17 protein-coding genes are annotated in these 16717 nt (G+C 49.3%); 16 read left to right on the forward strand and 1 reads right to left on the reverse strand.

Going from position 1 to position 16717, the window contains the following annotated elements:
• From plsX to MK185_04235, 10 genes are all read left to right on the forward strand, one after another.
• Entirely contained in the window at window positions 1-1023 is a 1023-nt protein-coding gene (gene plsX, locus MK185_04190) for a phosphate acyltransferase PlsX (protein MCH2039812.1), read from the forward strand.
• Between the two features lie 162 nt (window positions 1024-1185).
• Window positions 1186-2127, forward strand: coding sequence for an ACP S-malonyltransferase (gene fabD / locus MK185_04195; protein ID MCH2039813.1), 942 nt, complete (start codon window positions 1186-1188; stop codon window positions 2125-2127).
• Window positions 2127-2867 carry a 3-oxoacyl-ACP reductase FabG gene (fabG, locus tag MK185_04200; GenBank protein ID MCH2039814.1) on the forward strand — a complete coding sequence of 247 codons (741 nt, stop codon included), beginning with the start codon at window positions 2127-2129 and terminating at the stop codon, window positions 2865-2867. The genes fabD and fabG overlap by 1 nt, the downstream gene beginning before the upstream one ends.
• Window positions 2868-2914: 47 nt before the next feature.
• Window positions 2915-3148, forward strand: coding sequence for an acyl carrier protein (acpP, locus tag MK185_04205; GenBank protein MCH2039815.1), 234 nt, complete (start codon window positions 2915-2917; stop codon window positions 3146-3148).
• A gap of 102 nt (window positions 3149-3250) precedes the next feature.
• Window positions 3251-4492 (forward strand): beta-ketoacyl-ACP synthase II, encoded by a 1242-nt coding sequence (fabF, locus tag MK185_04210; GenBank protein ID MCH2039816.1) that lies wholly within the window; start codon window positions 3251-3253, stop codon window positions 4490-4492.
• Between the two features lie 3 nt (window positions 4493-4495).
• Window positions 4496-5425, forward strand: a complete 930-nt coding sequence (locus tag MK185_04215) for an aminotransferase class IV (GenBank protein ID MCH2039817.1) — start codon at window positions 4496-4498, stop codon at window positions 5423-5425.
• The gene (gene mltG / locus MK185_04220; protein ID MCH2039818.1) at window positions 5415-6428 is read left to right on the forward strand and encodes an endolytic transglycosylase MltG; all 1014 of its coding nucleotides are present in this window, start codon (window positions 5415-5417) and stop codon (window positions 6426-6428) included. The genes MK185_04215 and mltG overlap by 11 nt, the downstream gene beginning before the upstream one ends.
• A 12-nt stretch (window positions 6429-6440) precedes the next feature.
• On the forward strand, window positions 6441-7100 hold the full coding sequence (tmk, locus tag MK185_04225) for a dTMP kinase (GenBank protein ID MCH2039819.1): 660 nt from the start codon (window positions 6441-6443) through the stop codon (window positions 7098-7100).
• Window positions 7097-8098 (forward strand): DNA polymerase III subunit delta', encoded by a 1002-nt coding sequence (gene holB / locus MK185_04230; GenBank protein MCH2039820.1) that lies wholly within the window; start codon window positions 7097-7099, stop codon window positions 8096-8098. The genes tmk and holB overlap by 4 nt, the downstream gene beginning before the upstream one ends.
• 23 nt (window positions 8099-8121) lie before the next feature.
• Window positions 8122-8469 (forward strand): PilZ domain-containing protein, encoded by a 348-nt coding sequence (locus tag MK185_04235; GenBank protein MCH2039821.1) that lies wholly within the window; start codon window positions 8122-8124, stop codon window positions 8467-8469.
• A 184-nt stretch (window positions 8470-8653) separates the two neighbouring features.
• Here MK185_04235 and MK185_04240 read toward each other — a convergent pair whose 3' ends face one another.
• Window positions 8654-9817, reverse strand: coding sequence for an aminotransferase class V-fold PLP-dependent enzyme (locus MK185_04240; protein ID MCH2039822.1), 1164 nt, complete (start codon window positions 9815-9817; stop codon window positions 8654-8656).
• Between the two features lie 80 nt (window positions 9818-9897).
• Between MK185_04240 and MK185_04245 the strand changes: the two genes are divergently transcribed.
• From MK185_04245 to MK185_04270, 6 genes are all read left to right on the forward strand, one after another.
• A complete protein-coding gene (locus MK185_04245; GenBank protein MCH2039823.1) occupies window positions 9898-12801 on the forward strand; it encodes an insulinase family protein in 2904 nt (967 codons plus the stop codon).
• Between the two features lie 195 nt (window positions 12802-12996).
• Window positions 12997-13767: a DUF3450 domain-containing protein gene (locus MK185_04250; GenBank protein ID MCH2039824.1), complete on the forward strand. Its 771-nt coding sequence runs from the start codon at window positions 12997-12999 to the stop codon at window positions 13765-13767.
• An 11-nt stretch (window positions 13768-13778) separates the two neighbouring features.
• Window positions 13779-15140 carry a MotA/TolQ/ExbB proton channel family protein gene (locus MK185_04255; protein MCH2039825.1) on the forward strand — a complete coding sequence of 454 codons (1362 nt, stop codon included), beginning with the start codon at window positions 13779-13781 and terminating at the stop codon, window positions 15138-15140.
• 8 nt (window positions 15141-15148) lie between these two features.
• Window positions 15149-15664: a MotA/TolQ/ExbB proton channel family protein gene (locus MK185_04260; protein ID MCH2039826.1), complete on the forward strand. Its 516-nt coding sequence runs from the start codon at window positions 15149-15151 to the stop codon at window positions 15662-15664.
• Between the two features lie 16 nt (window positions 15665-15680).
• Window positions 15681-16088 carry a biopolymer transporter ExbD gene (locus MK185_04265; GenBank protein ID MCH2039827.1) on the forward strand — a complete coding sequence of 136 codons (408 nt, stop codon included), beginning with the start codon at window positions 15681-15683 and terminating at the stop codon, window positions 16086-16088.
• On the forward strand, window positions 16088-16717 hold the full coding sequence (locus tag MK185_04270; protein ID MCH2039828.1) for an energy transducer TonB: 630 nt from the start codon (window positions 16088-16090) through the stop codon (window positions 16715-16717). The genes MK185_04265 and MK185_04270 overlap by 1 nt, the downstream gene beginning before the upstream one ends.

Below are 16717 nucleotides of genomic sequence, written 5' to 3' on the forward strand. Positions count from 1 at the left end.
ATGTTTACCATCGCGGTAGATGTAATGGGCGGGGACTTAGGTCCCCGCGTTGCGTTCAAGGCCTGCAAGAAGATATTGCGCTCGCATTCTGATCTTCACCTTATCATCACTCTCACAGCAGACTTTTCTGCCGAAGCCAGTCAGTACTTTTCCCGTTATCAGTCACGAGTCGAGCTTATTATTTGTGATTCTTTTATCGCAATGGAAGATGCACCTGCGCGTGTATTACGCCATGGTAAGTCATCAACCATGGCCACAGCACTCAAGCAGGTTAAGAGTGAGTCTGCGCAAGGGATGATCTCTGTCGGCAATACCGGTGCGTTGATGGTCTTATCCCGCTCCATACTGGGTACGATGCAAGGCGTGTCCAGGCCCGCCTTGGCAACACAGCTGCCGACCGGCGGAAAGCCATTACTAATGCTCGACCTGGGTGCAAACCTCTCTTCCAGTGCCGATCAGCTTTGTGAGTTTGCTCGATTAGGTGCGGCCTGGTGCAAAACACGTGGAGAGCGGTGCCCGAGGGTTGGCTTGCTTAATATCGGCCAAGAGGAGAGCAAAGGTACCGAGGAGATTCAGCTGGCAGGTCAGTTGCTGAGTGATGGGATGGCGCAGTATTACGTTGGTTTTCGAGAGGGAGATAGTATTTATTCTGGCGACCTTGATGTGCTTGCGTGTGATGGTTTTTCCGGCAATGTGGCTCTTAAGACCAGCGAAGGCCTGGCTGGCTGGGTCCGTGAAGAATTCAGCCGGGTATTTGATCAGTCACCTGCAGCCTGGCTTCTGAAGCCCCTTTGGCGCCAATTGTTGAAGCGGGTTTTGAAGCGATTCACCTCAACCCGGTACGCAGGAGCATTGCTGCTCGGCGTTGATGGCATTGTGGTTAAAACCCATGGAGAATCAGATGAAATAGCGTTTTACGCCGCTATGAATTATTTGCTTGAGCAAGCTCGCCTGGTGGATCTCAGCCAGGTAAAAGCGGAATTGGTGAGGCTCACACCTTCGGACTCAGTTTCGTCACTGTAGTGCCTTTTTGTCAGGAATTGAAAAATTAAAGAATCTAATTCAATAATCTTGTGCATTCCTGACCATTTATTGTAACAATCCCAATCCAATAATATGTGGTCTCATCCAATCTGAGACCTGATTCAAAACTGGACCAGTTTGCTCGAACACGTAAGGTTAGTCATGACAGATGTAATTGCTTATTTCCCGGGGCAAGGTGCTCAACAGGTCGGTATGCTTGTCGATCTATCAGAGCAGTACAGCGAAATTCGCGAAACTTTTCAGGAGGCCTCTGACGCAATTGGTCAGGATTTGTGGGCCTTGGCGAGCGAAGGCCCGGCGGAGTCCCTCAACCTTACTTACAACACGCAGCCAGCACTCCTCACAGCCAGTACTGCCATTATGCGGGTGCTCATGTCTCAAACCGACAACCTCAATATTGTTGCCGCGGCAGGGCACTCGCTAGGCGAGTACTCAGCTTTGGTTGCCGCTGATGCCATCGATTTTGCAGATGCCGTAAAGCTGGTGAAAAAGCGCGGTGAATTGATGGACCAGGCTGTGCCCGCTGGAGAGGGTGGCATGGCGGCCATTCTCAATCTGGAAGAAGAGAAGATTCGAGAGGTATGCAAGCTGGCTTCGGGCGATGGTGTTGTTGAACCTGCAAACTTTAATGCACCCGGTCAGATTGTCATCGCCGGCTCGATGCCTGCGGTTGAAGCTGCGATTCCAATGGCGAAAGAGGCCGGTGCAAAACGCGCCATGAAGCTGGTTGTAAGTGGGCCGTTTCATTCCAGTTTGATGAAGGCCGCTGCAGAGGAGTTGGGACTGGCCCTGGAGGCGGTTAATTGGCGTCAGCCGAAATTCCCTGTGTATCACAATGTCGATAATGCACCGGCAGAACAACAGGATATTGCCAGTAAATTACTCGCGCAGTTATACAGCCCGGTTAACTGGATTGGCGCGGTTGAGGCTTCCAGGCCAAAGGCGAATGCCGCCATTGAAGTTGGTCCGGGCAAAGTGCTTGCGGGCCTTAATAAACGCATCGATAAGTCACTCGTCACTTATGGCACCAGTGATGTTACGTCACTTCAGGCAGCCATCGAATTTATTCAGGGGAAAGAATAATGTCAGGCAATCCACTGGCTCTGGTGACCGGAGCAAGTCGCGGCATTGGTCGAGCAATTGCTGAGCGTCTGGCCAATGATGGTTTTACCGTCGTTGGTACCGCAACAAGCGAGTCTGGTGCCGATCTGATCAGAGAGGCATTGCAGTCAATTTCGTCAGACAATAATTCTATTGTTCTTGATATTGCGGATGCAGCGCAAACTGAGATTGCGTTAAAGGCTTTCCTGGCTGACTTTGGTACGCCAGCCGTTGTCGTCAATAACGCTGGCATTACGCGTGACAATCTATTTCTGAGAATGTCTGATGACGAATGGAATTCGGTGTTGAACACCAACTTGGGAGGTGTTTTCCGTGTTTGTAAAGCATTCGCTAAACCTATGATTAAGCAGAGAAACGGCAGCATTATTAATATCAGCTCGATTATTGGTACTACAGGCAATGCTGGTCAGGCGAATTATGCGGCGGCAAAAGCCGGGCTTGAGGGCTTTACGCGTTCGCTCGCACAAGAAATTGCCAGTCGCAATATTCGGGTGAATTGTGTTGCTCCTGGATTTATTCAAACAGATATGACGGACGTCTTGCCTGAAGCGCAAAAAGAGGCCATCCTAGCGTCCATTCCTGGCAAACGCTTAGGACAAGTGGAAGATATCGCTGGAGCGGTTGCCTTCTTGGCTGGTAAAGATTCTCAATATATTACAGGTCAGACCATTCATGTGAATGGCGGCATGAATATGGGATAAGGCCAAATTACTGGCCATTTAGAGTTAATAAACGGTAGGAAAACACCATGAGTAACATTGAAGAACGCGTAAAGAAAATCGTATGTGAACAGCTGGGCGTTAAAGAAGAAGATGTGAAGCCATCTTCCTCTTTTGTAGACGACCTGGGTGCCGATTCTCTGGACACCGTTGAACTGGTAATGGCGCTTGAAGAAGAATTCGAGACCGAGATTCCAGATGAGGATGCAGAGAAGCTGACTAGCGTTCAGGAAGCCATCGACTACATCATTGCCAATCTGTAAGATTCGCAATGTCTGAAAGCCGCCTCTTCGGACGCGGCTTTTTTTATGCCCGTCATTCAACTGAGTGCACGGAGTTGATGCAATCTCAAAGTGAACAGGATTATGAGTAAGCGACGCGTTGTAATCACAGGCATGGGAACCGTAAATCCACTGGCAAATACAGTAGATGGTACTTGGCAAGCGGTCCAGCAAGGCAAAAGTGGTATCGGCAAAATCGAGCATTTCGATTGTGATGGTTACGCCACGCAAATCGGTGGTGCCGTTAAAGAATTTGATGTCTCTGGTGTGATGACACCCAAAGAAGCGAGAAAAATCGATTTATTTCTGCAGTATGCAATGGTGGCGGCGGAAGAGGCGATTCTCGACGCCGGAATTAACGATCAAGTAGACAAAGATCGTGTCGGTGTGGCCGTGGGATCGGGTATCGGTGGTTTGAATATGATCGAAAACAACCATGCCCAGCTACAGAAGAGCGGTCCGCGACGTGTTTCTCCATTTTTGGTGCCCGGCTCAGTGATTAATATGGCCGCCGGAAATATCGCTATTCGCCATGGTTTAAAAGGACCCAATTTCGCCATCACTACCGCCTGTACCACCGGCACTCATAATATTGGCTATGCAGCACGGACGATTGCCTATGGTGATGCCGACGTCATGATCGCTGGAGGGGCTGAATTCGGCTCTTCTCCGCTGGGCGTTGCAGGTTTTGCTGCTGCTCGGGCAATGAGTACTCGCAATGACGAACCTGAGAAGGCATCGCGCCCCTGGGACAGAGACCGTGATGGGTTTGTTCTCGGCGATGGCGCGGCTATTCTGGTGCTCGAATCACTGGATCATGCGCAACAACGCGGTGCGACGATTTACGCCGAAGTTTCGGGCCTAGGAATGAGCGATGACGCTCATCATATTACGTCGCCACCTGAGGACGGTGCTGGTGCTCAGGCGGCCATGCGTAATGCCATTAATGATGCCGGTCTGCAGCCCCAGGATATCGACTACATTAATGCCCATGGCACATCAACATTAGTAGGCGATATTGCTGAAACCAATGCCGTTAAGGCGGTATTCGGGGATCACTCTGCGACACTGGCAGTGTCTTCCACCAAGTCGATGACCGGGCACCTTCTGGGCGCCGCCGGTGCGCTGGAGGCTTTAATCACTGCACTGGCAATACGCGACGGCGTTGCCCCACCAACCATTAACCTTGAAAATCCGGATGAGGGATGTGATCTGGATTACGTGCCCAATCAAAGTCGTAAGATGGAAATCAAGGCCGCCATTTCCAATTCATTTGGCTTTGGTGGGACTAATGGTAGCTTGCTAATGACTCGTTTCGAAGGTTGATTCTTGATCATTACTGCCAGTTACAGTGAAGCCGGTTGGCGTGTTGGCCCACTACTGGCCGATCGGGGCCAGGAGTTTGGCGATGGTGTGTTTGAAACCCTACGCCTGACTCACGACCTCACATTTCCTCTTGGGGTGTTACACAAGCAGCGCCTCTGTCGTGGGCTTGTTCGTCTCGATTTTCCCATTGATACACTCAGACTCGTTGACGTCGCGCTCGGCGATATCGGTTCGATAGCCGGGTTGTCAGCGCTGCGCGAAGAAGCAGAGCGGGCGAGTCGCAATATTCAATTAAAACTGATTGTCAGTCGTCAATTGAATCATTCAGTTTCAGCAGATGCGCATAAATGGCCGAGAGGTTATCAGATAGGCGCCAATCACTCAGCAAATCTCCAGATTCAGCTGCGGCTTGCGCCTGCCTGGAATCAGTGGGTTTCGGGTTGGTGCGTTGGCGTAAACCCACTGACTTTGGCCGATCAGCCACTCCTGGCTGGAGTAAAGCACCTGAATCGTCTTGAGCAAGTCATGGCAAGGCATGCCTTTGCAGCGGACTGGCAAGAGTCGCTCATGCTTAACCGGTCAGGAGATGTTATTGAAGGCTGTATGAGTAATATTTATCTTTTGGAAGGTGACCGTCTGGTGACACCCATCCTCGACAATTCGGGGGTTGAAGGTGTTGCAAAACAGTGGCTACTTCAGCATGCCGACGATTTGGATGTTGTTTGCCAACAAGGCATATTGGATGTGAGGCGTATTTATGCAGCCGATGGGCTGCTGTTCAGTAATACGTTAAACGGTTTCAGTTGGGCAAAAAAAATTGATGATTTTGAATATTCCGCAGAAAAGCAGCAGCTAGCTCAACGGGTGCAGCAAAGAATTCAGTCCATGTTTATTTCCATGTTTAGTTCAGGGAATTCTGACCATGAAAATTAAAATCACATTGTTGGTGATTTTCTTGAGCACCATTGCGGCAGGCGTCACTGGTTGGAATATTCCGACCAGTAATAACGGGCCTGTGCGGGTGGACATTCCGCCCGGAAGCAGCCTTTCGGCTATTGCCCGAAAATGGCAGAGTGATGGTTGGCTGGTATCCGCAAATTTACTAAAGTTGCAGGCGAAGCTACTCAATAAGGAGCATGTATTGCGCGCTGGTGAATTCGATATACCAGCTTCCCTATCCGGACCTCAGCTTTTGGCTTTTCTCGCCAGTGCAAAACCGGTCAGCTATAAAGTTCAGTTTATAGAAGGGACGACGTTAACCCAGGCGATTGCCTCGCTTAAACGTGCGAAAAGCCTGCGCCAGGATGTTCGGCCACTGACGCGAAAAACCATTGCAAAATTAATTGGTGTCAAAGGCAATCCTGAAGGCTGGTTGTATCCGGATACCTATGTTTACCACAGTGGTGAGGCAGTCAGTTCAATTATCCGTCAGTCTTATCAACGTATGAAAAAAGTTCTTATGCAGGAATGGGATGCAAAAGCCGGCGATCTGCCGTATCGAACACCCTATGATGCACTGATCATGGCGTCTATTGTGGAAAAAGAAACCGGTGCTGCCTATGAGCGTCCGCACATCGCAGGTGTTTTTGTCAGGCGACTGAAAAAGAATATGCGATTGGAAACGGATCCGACCATTATTTATGGGCTGGGTGATCGCTTTGACGGTAATTTAAAGAAAAAACATTTGCGTGATCGTTCCAACCAATACAACAGTTACCGGTTTAAGGGATTGCCTCCCAGTCCGATCGCATTTGCCGGTCGTCCTGCAATACATGCGGCATTGCATCCTCAGAATGGCACAACGCTTTTTTTTGTTGCCAAGGGGGACGGCAGTCATTACTTTTCCGAGACGTTGGCAGAACATAATAAAGCCGTCCGAAAATATCAGATATTCCGTCGTAAAAAAGAATATCGCTCAGCTCCACAAACGAATTAATCCGGATCAAGTATGAACAGAAACACAGGTCGTTTTATCACCTTCGAAGGTGGTGAAGGTGTTGGCAAATCCACCAATATTCGGTTCGCTTCGGATTGGCTGCAAAAACAGGGGGTTAATACGTTAATAACCCGCGAGCCGGGAGGGACTGAAATTGCAGAAAAGATTCGAGATGATTTATTAAAAGCTCATCACAACGAAGTTATGTCGGATATGACTGAGCTTCTCCTGGTCTTTGCAGCAAGAGCGCAGCACCTGGAAAAAATTATACGCCCGGCACTTGCATCCGGCACCTGGGTGCTTTGTGATCGTTTTACCGACTCGACCATTGCGTATCAGGGGTACGGTCGTGGTCTGTCAAAACAGGTGATCGAAAATCTGAAACAACTGGTACAGCAGGGTATGGAGCCGGATTGTACATTCTTGCTTGAAGCACCTTTGGAACTCGGTATGCGCAGAGCCAGAAATCGTGCCACCCATGCTGGCGAGCAAGTTGATCGGTTTGAAACAGAAAAGATCGAATTTTTCCAACGCGTACAGCAAGGTTTCATGGAGTTAGCGGAGCAATTTCCACGTTTCAGACGGGTTGATGCAAGCCAGTCATTACCTCAGGTTCAGGAAAACATTGCTAACCAATTGCAGCAACTGATGGCTACTGGTGATTTGATATGATCCTGCCGTGGCAGCATTCTGTCTGGGAAGATCTGGTTAAACGTCAACAAACCGCGGGTTTGCCCCATGCACTGATGTTCACGGGGATCAGTGGTATCGGCAAACATCAGTTGTCGTTGCACACTGCCGAGTGGTTACTTTGCCAGCGCACGGCAACAGAAGCTCTGGCCCAGCCTTGTGGTAACTGCCATTCCTGCCAGCTTTGGCGAGCAGGGACGCATCCAGATTTCATGATATGTCAGCCGGAAGATAGCAGCCGACAGATTCGTATTGATAGCATTCGCAAAGTGAATGAGTTTCTGGCTCAGACACCGCAAATCAGTCATTGCCAGGTGGTGATTCTGAAGCCTGTTGAGGTCATGAACACCAATGCAGCTAATGCACTTTTGAAAACCCTCGAGGAGCCTGCTGGTGAAAGTTTCCTGCTACTTGAGGCAGAACGTTTTGGTTCGGTATTGCCAACCATTCGCAGTCGCTGCCAGCGTTTACAGCTGCAGGCTCCTGTCGATGCAGAAGCCAGTAACTGGTTGCAGCAGCAGGGGGTCAGCCAGGCCGATGCACAATCCGCTTTGCGCTACAACCCAGGAGCTCCACTGGCAGCGAAGCGCTGGCTAGAGCACGATGGCGGAAAACAGCAGGAGGTGTGGGTAAGCCAGTTCAAGCAATGGACTTTGGGCTCTGCACCATTGGAGCAGGTGGTGTCCGTCTGGAATAAGCTCGAAATTGGCGATGTGATTCACTGGTTCAATACGGCGTTAGCAGATGCTTTAAAAGCACAGCTTGGTGTGACAGCGGAAGCACTGGTATACCAGCAGTTGCTGCCGGAGCTGCTTAGCAGCGCTATGCTGGATTCAGCAAAGCTGATAACCTTGCAGCGCAAAGTGCAGGAGGTACAGGGCAATTTGATGTCAGGTGTTTCCCATTATAATAAACAGCTTTTGCTGGAATCTTTGCTACTGGATTGGCACGCCGCCATTCGTCGCAACCCGGTAAATTAGTACATCAAAGATCAGGAGATAGCATGAATCCTATGGGCGGTCGCAGTGGTATTTTGTCACTGACAATCAAAGATAAGTCGGTGTTATATGCTGCCTATATGCCATTCATCATTGATGGAGGTTTGTTTATTCCAACAAACAAGCAATATCAACTGGGTGATGAAGTCTTTATGTTGCTGAAGCTAATGGATGAGCCGGAAAAAATCCCGGTAGCCGGCAAGGTAATCTGGGTAACACCCAAAGGTGCCCAAGGTAATAAGGTTGCAGGAATTGGCGTGCAATTCACGGGTGATGACAATATCGCACGTAATAAGATTGAAACGTTTCTGGCTGGGGCTCTTAAATCAGATCGCCTTACTCACACAATGTAGCATGCTGTCGATGTAAAGCTTGTTCGTTAAATGCGGACAAGCTCAGTAATAGCATCGGCCATTCAGATTTTCTCGCGGCGACGTAGGCTAGCCCTCAGTTTTGATGAGCCAGCCCTCGATCTGACACTCATTTATCAACGCTGTAAAAGTACAGAGTCGGGTAATTCTACGCTCAACCGAGCACTTACGATTGCATCATTGGTAATAAGCTCTCTAAGCATTCCAGTGCATCATCCAGTGCTTCTTGTGTGGTGTGAAAATGTGGTGAAAAACGAATCCCTCCTCCACGATTGGCGCAGATCACCCCGGTTTGCATGAGTGTTTTGTGCAGTCTCGCACTGTCAATATTCCAGAAGTGAAATGTCAGAATGCCAGAGGGTCGCTCATCAATTAGTGGGTTGCCAAAAACCGCGTCCATTTCATAAAGGCCTTCTTTTAGATATTGAATCCGTTCTGCAATAGCGTACTCAATTTGCGCCGGGCCGACTTTAAGAATCAATTCAATGCTGGCATTTAATGCATAGCCTGCCAGCATATTCGGACTGCCACATTCAAAGCGTTTGGCGGTCGGCGCAAGCGTCCATTCTTTGGTGTTGTAGTTTCCCGCGTTGGCCACCATATGCCAGCCATATTCCTGTATCCTCAACTGATTCATCACTGCCGGACGTACATAAAAGAAGCCCAGACCCTCGGGTCCAAGCATCCATTTATGACCATCAGCCATGGCAAAATCGCACAGGTTTTTTTGTACTGAAAAGGGTTGTGCCGCAACCGCCTGAATGGCGTCAATGCAGAATAAAACTTCGGCTGCACGGCATGCGGCACCGATACGATCGATATCGAGGCGCAGACCAGATGCGTATTGCACCGCACTTATGGAAACCAGTTTTGGCTTTTTTGCAATTGCCGCCAGCAATTCAGACTCCGGGTCATCGTAAGGGAGTGCTACCTCAACGACCTTAACGCCCTTATTTGCGAGTGATTCCCATACAATGCGGTTGGAGGGGAATTCCTGATCGGAAATGACTACCACATCATCGGGTTGCCAATCTAAACCATATGCAACAAACGACAGTGCCTCAGAGGTGTTTTTAACCAGAGCAACGCTGCCATGGGGCGCATCGATGAGAGTTTCGAGGTTACGTCGGAGATTTGCTTCTGTCTTCTCCCACTGGTGGTAATGAGTGGCGCCCAGCGCGACATTTTCAGCAGCAAACTCATTGACGGCTTTTCTTGCTGACTCCGGCCACGGCGCGACAGCTGCATGGTTGAGGTAACTGCATTCATCATTCACCGGAAATTCACTGCGCCAATCAAAACCGTGCTGTGGATCATATTGTTCAGTCATGCTTAAGCCTTTAATCCTTCGGAGATGGACATAACGCTGCTAAGATTAACGGATAAATATCCATAATGAATAGAGAAGTTATGTCTGATCACAATCTGGCCCATGCGGCATTTCGTCATATCGATGCTACTCAGGTCGAATCGCTAAATCTCACCGTACACCATTATGAACACATCAAAACCGGCGCCGTCCACTATCACCTGGCAAGCGATCACGATGAAAAGGCGTTCCTGGTAGCGCTGCGAACCATGCCTCATGATTCAACGGGCGTTGCGCACATTCTGGAACATACCGCACTGTGTGGAAGTGAAAAATACCCAGTGCGCGATCCGTTTTTCATGATGACACGACGCTCTTTGAATACCTTTATGAATGCCATGACCAGCTCTGACTGGACAGCCTATCCATTCGCATCACAAAACGATAAAGACTTTAATAATTTACTGGATGTCTATTTAGACGCCGTATTTTTTTCGCGTCTGGACCCTCTCGACTTTGCTCAGGAGGGCCATCGTGTTGAGTTCAGTGAAGAGGGTAATATGAACTCGCCGCTTGAATTTAAGGGCGTGGTTTTCAATGAAATGAAAGGAGCGATGTCATCCACGGTGAGCCAATTATGGCAAGGGGTATCCAGTTATTTGTTTCCCACTGCAACGTACCATTATAACAGCGGTGGCGAGCCTTCAGACATTGTTGATTTGAGTTATGAAGAGCTGATCGATTTCTACCAAACCCACTATCACCCTTCGAATGCCATATTTATGACCTTCGGAGACATGGACATCGTTGAGCTGCAACATAAGTTGGATGCTCAGGCGTTGAGTCGTTTTGAAAAGCAGAGTAAGCAATGGCGTGTTCAGCCTGAAAAACGTTATCCTGCTCCCATTTCCGTTGAGCAAGGTTATGGCGTCGACGATGACGATTTAGCGCATAAAACCCATCACGTACTCGCCTGGCTTCTCGGTGATTCAACCGATCTCGATGCTCAGCTCGAAGCCAATCTGTTAAGTCAGGTCCTGCTGGATAACAGTGCATCTCCTTTGAGAAAGGTATTGGAAAAAACCGATTTGGGAGGGTCGCCATCTCCGCTGTGCGGTCTGGAAGACTCCAATCGTGAAATGAGTTTTATGTGTGGTATTGAGGGCAGTGAGCCTGAACATGCTGCGGCGATTGAAGAACTCATTCTCGAGACGCTGACGCAAATCAGCGAAACCGGCGTAGAGCAAAGCATGGTTGATGCTGCGCTGCATCAATTGGAATTGCATCAGCGCGAAATTGGCGGTGATCATTACCCGTATGGGTTGCAGCTGATCTTTAACGCTATTCCGGCCGCGACGCATTACGGTGATCCGGTCAGCTTGCTCAATCTGGATCCGGCCATTAACCGTCTAAAAGACAAGGTCAGACAAGCCGATTTCATTCAGAACGCCGTTAAGCGTTTGTTGCTGGAAAATCGCCATCGTGTTCGTTTTACTCTCAAACCGGATGCGCTGCTGAACGATGAGGCGAAGCGCCTGGAGGCGCAGCAGTTGGCAAACATCGCAGCAGGGATGGCTGATGAGGATAAGAAGACGGTTATTGCAGAAACCCAGGCATTAAAAGAGCGTCAGAATCAGGAAGACGACCCGAGTATATTGCCACAAGTGACGCTTGAGGATGTACGCCCGGAAATTTCCCACACCGCTGCGAGCAACACCCATTCCGAGGGGCTAAATATTGCTGCGTATAACGTCGGAACCAATGGCATTATCTATCAGCAGCAGATGGTGGATCTGCCGCCACTGAATTACGAGCAATTGACCTGGTTGCCGTTTTTCTCTCATGCATGGACTGAGGTCGGAGCTGGCAACAACGATTATTTGACTCAACAGCAGAAGCAAACCTCAATTGTTGGTAGCTTGACCGCCTACAGTTCAATTAAGGGCCATGTTAACAACAGCGAATCTCTGCAGGCCTACCTGGTCATGACCGGAAAGGCGCTGGCTGATAACGCTCAGGAATTCAGTGCGCTGATGCAAGAAACCTGGACAGCACCAGACTTTGGTGAATCCCAGCGTTTACTGGATTTATTAACTCAGGTCCGTGCCCGAAAAGAACAAGGGATAACCGGTGCGGGGCATTCATTGGCGATGAGTCTGGCAGCTGCGCCACTTAATAAAGCGGCGAACATCGCTAATGAATTGGGCGGTTTACCTCAGGCGAAGCGCCTGAAGCATCGTTTGGAAGCCGCGCAGAGTGATCCCGCGTTATTAACTGCTGCACTGACTGATCTGTATGAGCACATTCAGAACCCCAGCCAGGCATTGCTGGTTCAGGATGAAGCGCTTGCCGCAGCGCATATTAAGAGTGTTAATGCGCTTTGGCAGGCTGGTGACACTACGTTGACTGGGCTTGATTGGCAAAACACCGAAGGTGGTCAGTATTGGATGGTCGATTCACAAGTTAATTTTTGCGCCTGGGCAATACCAACGGTAACGCTGGATCATGTTGATGCCGCGCCCCTTGCGGTATTGGGTGGCGTACTACGTAACGGTTATTTGCATACCGCGGTCCGTGAAAGAGGCGGTGCTTATGGTGCCGGTGCCGCTCAGGATTCTTCGATTGCATGCTTTAAATTCTACTCCTACCGCGACCCTCGCGTGGAAGGCACCTTCAATGATTACCAATCTTCTGTCGACTGGGTGCTGAATAAAAAATCCGGTGATGACCTTGTTGAGCAAGCTGTGCTTGGAATCATTGGTAGTATGGATCGGCCGGGGTCGCCGGCGGGTGAAGCGAAGCAGTCTTTTCATATGGATAAAACCGGACGAAGCCGTGCAATTCGCCAGACATTCCGTGAACGCCTGCTGGCGGTGAAGTGGGCAGATGTTCTCAGGGTTGCTGACCACTATTTAAGAGGGCAGGCAGGACATAGAGCAGTGGTTGCACCTCGCGCAAGTCACGATGTTGCCGCTAAGCTGGGCTTGGGTGTGGTCGAATATTGAGCGCAGCAAGCAGTAAATAATCCGTGACGCTGGAAGAAACTCAGTTGAGAATCCCTGTCAATTGAGTTTCTTTTTATGAGGCGGCATAATGCGCCTCAACTTTTCAGCGGCGGTTAAGCTAACGCAGTGCACACTGCCGGCTTAATTTGCCCGACACGCCAAATGGCGCTTGATCACCATTGGAATTTTCAGACTATGAAACCTGTCATTTCACATGTCAGCAAAGGACTCGCTCTGTTAGCGTTTGCCGGTTCTGCGCTTTCTCCATCGCTGTCCGTTGCGCAAGGTGTAGCTGACGCTCAAAAAGACATTGCCAGCAGCGAAGAAACTGGCCAAAAAAGCCAGCAGCGTATTAATTCGCTCGACGATCAGGCGCAAAAACTGCTGAATGATTATCGTCAGGTAAAAGCGGAAGCCGATCAGCTCAATTTATACAATCGCCAAATGACGCGAATTGTTGGTAATCAGGAAGAGGAACTGGCATCTCTCGACCGTCAGATTAATGAAATAGAGCGCACCGAACGCGGTATTCTACCTCTGATGAGTCGTATGCTGGACAACCTGCAACAATTTGTTGAACTGGACACACCCTTTTTACCGAAGGAGCGTGCAACACGTGTTGCGCTGTTGCGCGACCTGATGACTCGTGCCGATGTCACTATTTCTGAGAAATTCCGTCGTGTGCTTGAAGCCTATCAGGTAGAGGTAGACTACGGCCGAAATATCGAAGCGTATCGTGGTCAGCTGGATAACACCTCGTATGATTTTCTGCGAATTGGGCGGGTTGCGCTGTATCGTTTAACAAATGATGGCCAGCAAGCCTGGGTCTGGTCGCAGAAAAAACAAGACTGGCTGGCTCTCGATCAGGAGTATATGCGGGACTTGCGTAAAGCACTCAAAGTGGCGCAACAGACCGCCGCACCGGAATTATTAAACCTGCCTCTGCCAACAGCAGCTAAGTCATAAGGAATAGTGTCATGAAAATGTTGTCTTCTTTATTGCTGTCACTGGCACTATTTTTACCAGCGGCAGTGAATGCTGAATCGGCTGACAGTGAATTACAACAACTGCTGCAAAAGGCCAGTGCCTACCAATCCAGTGAGGCCGAGATTGATCAGGCACGCCAGGCAGCGTTTCGTAACGATCTTGCAGCGCAAAAACGATTATTAGCGCAAGCAAAAGAGCAGTTGAAACGCGAGCAGGATCGTGCAGACGATTTAAAGAAGCGTTTTGATTCAAATGAGAAAAAACTGATCGATAAAGAAGAGGAACTTCGTCTTCGTGTTGGTAATCTGGGAGAGATGTTTGGTGTTGTTCGCCAGGTTGCGACCGATTTGCAAACGGTACTGTCTGATAGTCTGACTCTGGTCGAGCTACCTCAGCGCAAGGCCGATCTGGAGAAATTGTCCGAAGCCAAAGAATTACCCAATATTTCAGAGTTGGAAGATCTCTGGTTTACGTTACAACAAGAGATGACATTAAACGGTCAAATTAGCAGCTTCGAAACACAGGTAACCGATCAGCAGGGAAAACCTCAGCTGCAAACAGTCACTCGCATCGGTGTATTTAATGCAGTGAACGAACAGGGTTATTTGTCTTACGACCCACAGCTGAAACAACTTGGAGAACTGGGTCGTCAACCGGCTGTGGCTGCATTGCTCCCGGGCTATCTATCCTCGTCGTCTGAAATCGCTGCTTTTGCATTGGACCCGAGTCGCGGTGCACTGATTAACCTGACACTCGAAAACCCGGATTTATTAGAGCGTGTTCAGCAAGGTGCAGAAGTTGGATACATTATTATCGCACTGGGCATTCTTGGTTTGTTGTTGGCGACATGGCGACTGATTACGCTGGCCAGCATTGCCTCGAAAGTGAAGCAGCAGCAGAAAAATATCGATCAGCCCAATGACAATAACCCATTAGGTCGTGTGCTGAGAAGTTATCAGGAGTTGCCGGATCAGATTGAATCTGAAGTTCTGGAGGCAAAAATGGATGAGGCTGTATTGCGCGAATTACCCTCATTAGAGCGCGGCCAATCCATCATTAAACTGTTTGCCGGCATTGCGCCATTACTGGGGCTGCTGGGTACAGTTACCGGCATGATCGCGACCTTCCAGGCAATCACCAACTTTGGCACTGGTGATCCTAAGTTAATGGCTGCGGGCATTTCCCAGGCGTTGATTACTACGGTACTCGGTTTGTTGGCCGCCATACCGTTGTTGCTGGCTCATAACTGGGTCGCATCCCAAAGCAAACGCCTGATTCAGTTATTGGACGAACAGTCCGCTGGTCTTATGGCTCAGAGCCTTGAAGCGAATGCTAAAAACGTTAGAGGGTGAGCTGAGCAATGAATTCCCCATTGCAGTGGTTGTTTGATTTTATCGCCCAAGGCGGGCCGGTGCTTTACGGTATTTTGCTGCTCAGTATTATCCTCTGGGCGCTGATACTGGAGCGCTTATGGTTTTTCTATATTGAAATGCCACGCTCTAACCGCCAGGTTGCTGAATTCTGGAAGCAGCGCAAAGAACACGATACCTGGTCGTCACGTAAAATTCGTATCACCTTGATCAGCAAGCAACGACAAGCCGCTGACGCTTTTTTATCGACCGTCGGGATCCTGATTGCAATATGTCCTTTAATGGGACTATTGGGAACAGTAACCGGCATGATCAGTGTGTTTGATGTGTTAGCGGTTACCGGTACCGGCAACGCCCGGGCGATGGCGAACGGTATTTCTCAGGCGACTATCCCAACCATGGCTGGACTGGTCGTGGCATTGACAGGTTTGTATTTCCGCACGCGCTTTAAGCGCCTCAGCGAACGCGGCGTTCATCAACTCGCAGAAATGCTGCCAACGGATTAAATAACGGATATTTATTATGGCAAGACGTCATACAGATAACGATGGTGATGGAAACGATATTGATATTACTCCTATGCTGGATATCGTTTTTATCATGCTGATCTTCTTCATCGTCACCACCTCGTTCGTGAAGGAAAGTGGTGTGACAGTTAATCGCCCGAGCGCTCAAACCGCAGAAGAGAAAAAAGGCAGTAATATTCTGGTAGCGATTCGCGCTAATGGCGAAATCTGGATTGACCGCCGTGCCATTGATGTACGCGCGGTTCGTCCCAATATTGAGCGCATGAAAGCTGAAAATCCCGAAGGGGCTGTGATTATTCAGGCCGATGAGTTTTCGCCTACTGGGCTGCTGGTAAAAGTGATGGATCAGATTCGTCTTGCTGGTATTCAGGATATCTCGATATCGGCTGAGGCAGCTAACTGATGGCAGCGCCGATTCGGATTTTATTCGCTCTGATTGCTGCTGGCGGTGTTTCATTGGGTTTATTTTTCGCCATGCACAGCATGGTGACCGGTCCGGCTGATCTGGTGAAAAACAAGAGCGAATCCACCTACATCGATTTTGTTCGGATTAAACAAGAAAGTCAGACCCAATTAAAACAACGACGAAAGAAAGAACCGCCAAAACCCAAAAAACCCCAGTTACCGAAGACATCTGTTTCACAGCAAGATGTCCAGACACAGAAAATGCCCTTCAATATGCCTCAGGTAGAAGCGAATCTTGCACTATCCAATCAGTCCTTTCTTGGTGATGCGGTTGTTGGTATGGGGTTCGGTGATAGTGACGTAATACCGCTGGTTCGCCAGAATCCGGTTTATCCGGAAAAAGCTAAACGCCGGAAAATTGAAGGGTATGTAACCGCAAGGTTGGAGATAAACCCTGAAGGCTCGGTAGAGGATGTCGAAATTATTGACTCTAAACCGCGTGGCGTTTTTGAACGCGAAGCTCGCAGAGCATTGTTCCGCTACAAGTTTAAGCCAAAGATGCAGGATGGTAAGCCGGTAGGCCAGATAGCCACCCAGACCATCGAATTCACACTTGGAAAGCGCTGA

This window comes from Saccharospirillaceae bacterium, assembly GCA_022448365.1.
Lineage (GTDB): Bacteria > Pseudomonadota > Gammaproteobacteria > Pseudomonadales > Oceanobacteraceae > Bacterioplanoides.

What these genes read in the sequence shown, in the direction of transcription:
- MK185_04235 (MCH2039821.1), top strand. Translation starts at nt 8,122, where the DNA reads ATGAATCCTATGGGCGGTCGCAGTGGTATTTTGTCACTGACAATCAAA.
- acpP (MCH2039815.1), top strand. Translation starts at nt 2,915, where the DNA reads ATGAGTAACATTGAAGAACGCGTAAAGAAAATCGTATGTGAACAGCTG.
- plsX (MCH2039812.1), top strand. Translation starts at nt 1, where the DNA reads ATGTTTACCATCGCGGTAGATGTAATGGGCGGGGACTTAGGTCCCCGC.
- MK185_04250 (MCH2039824.1), top strand. Translation starts at nt 12,997, where the DNA reads ATGAAACCTGTCATTTCACATGTCAGCAAAGGACTCGCTCTGTTAGCG.
- fabG (MCH2039814.1), top strand. Translation starts at nt 2,127, where the DNA reads ATGTCAGGCAATCCACTGGCTCTGGTGACCGGAGCAAGTCGCGGCATT.
- MK185_04260 (MCH2039826.1), top strand. Translation starts at nt 15,149, where the DNA reads ATGAATTCCCCATTGCAGTGGTTGTTTGATTTTATCGCCCAAGGCGGG.
- holB (MCH2039820.1), top strand. Translation starts at nt 7,097, where the DNA reads ATGATCCTGCCGTGGCAGCATTCTGTCTGGGAAGATCTGGTTAAACGT.
- MK185_04265 (MCH2039827.1), top strand. Translation starts at nt 15,681, where the DNA reads ATGGCAAGACGTCATACAGATAACGATGGTGATGGAAACGATATTGAT.
- mltG (MCH2039818.1), top strand. Translation starts at nt 5,415, where the DNA reads ATGAAAATTAAAATCACATTGTTGGTGATTTTCTTGAGCACCATTGCG.
- tmk (MCH2039819.1), top strand. Translation starts at nt 6,441, where the DNA reads ATGAACAGAAACACAGGTCGTTTTATCACCTTCGAAGGTGGTGAAGGT.
- MK185_04245 (MCH2039823.1), top strand. Translation starts at nt 9,898, where the DNA reads ATGTCTGATCACAATCTGGCCCATGCGGCATTTCGTCATATCGATGCT.
- fabF (MCH2039816.1), top strand. Translation starts at nt 3,251, where the DNA reads ATGAGTAAGCGACGCGTTGTAATCACAGGCATGGGAACCGTAAATCCA.
- fabD (MCH2039813.1), top strand. Translation starts at nt 1,186, where the DNA reads ATGACAGATGTAATTGCTTATTTCCCGGGGCAAGGTGCTCAACAGGTC.
- MK185_04240 (MCH2039822.1), bottom strand. Translation starts at nt 9,817, where the DNA reads ATGACTGAACAATATGATCCACAGCACGGTTTTGATTGGCGCAGTGAA.
- MK185_04270 (MCH2039828.1), top strand. Translation starts at nt 16,088, where the DNA reads ATGGCAGCGCCGATTCGGATTTTATTCGCTCTGATTGCTGCTGGCGGT.
- MK185_04255 (MCH2039825.1), top strand. Translation starts at nt 13,779, where the DNA reads ATGAAAATGTTGTCTTCTTTATTGCTGTCACTGGCACTATTTTTACCA.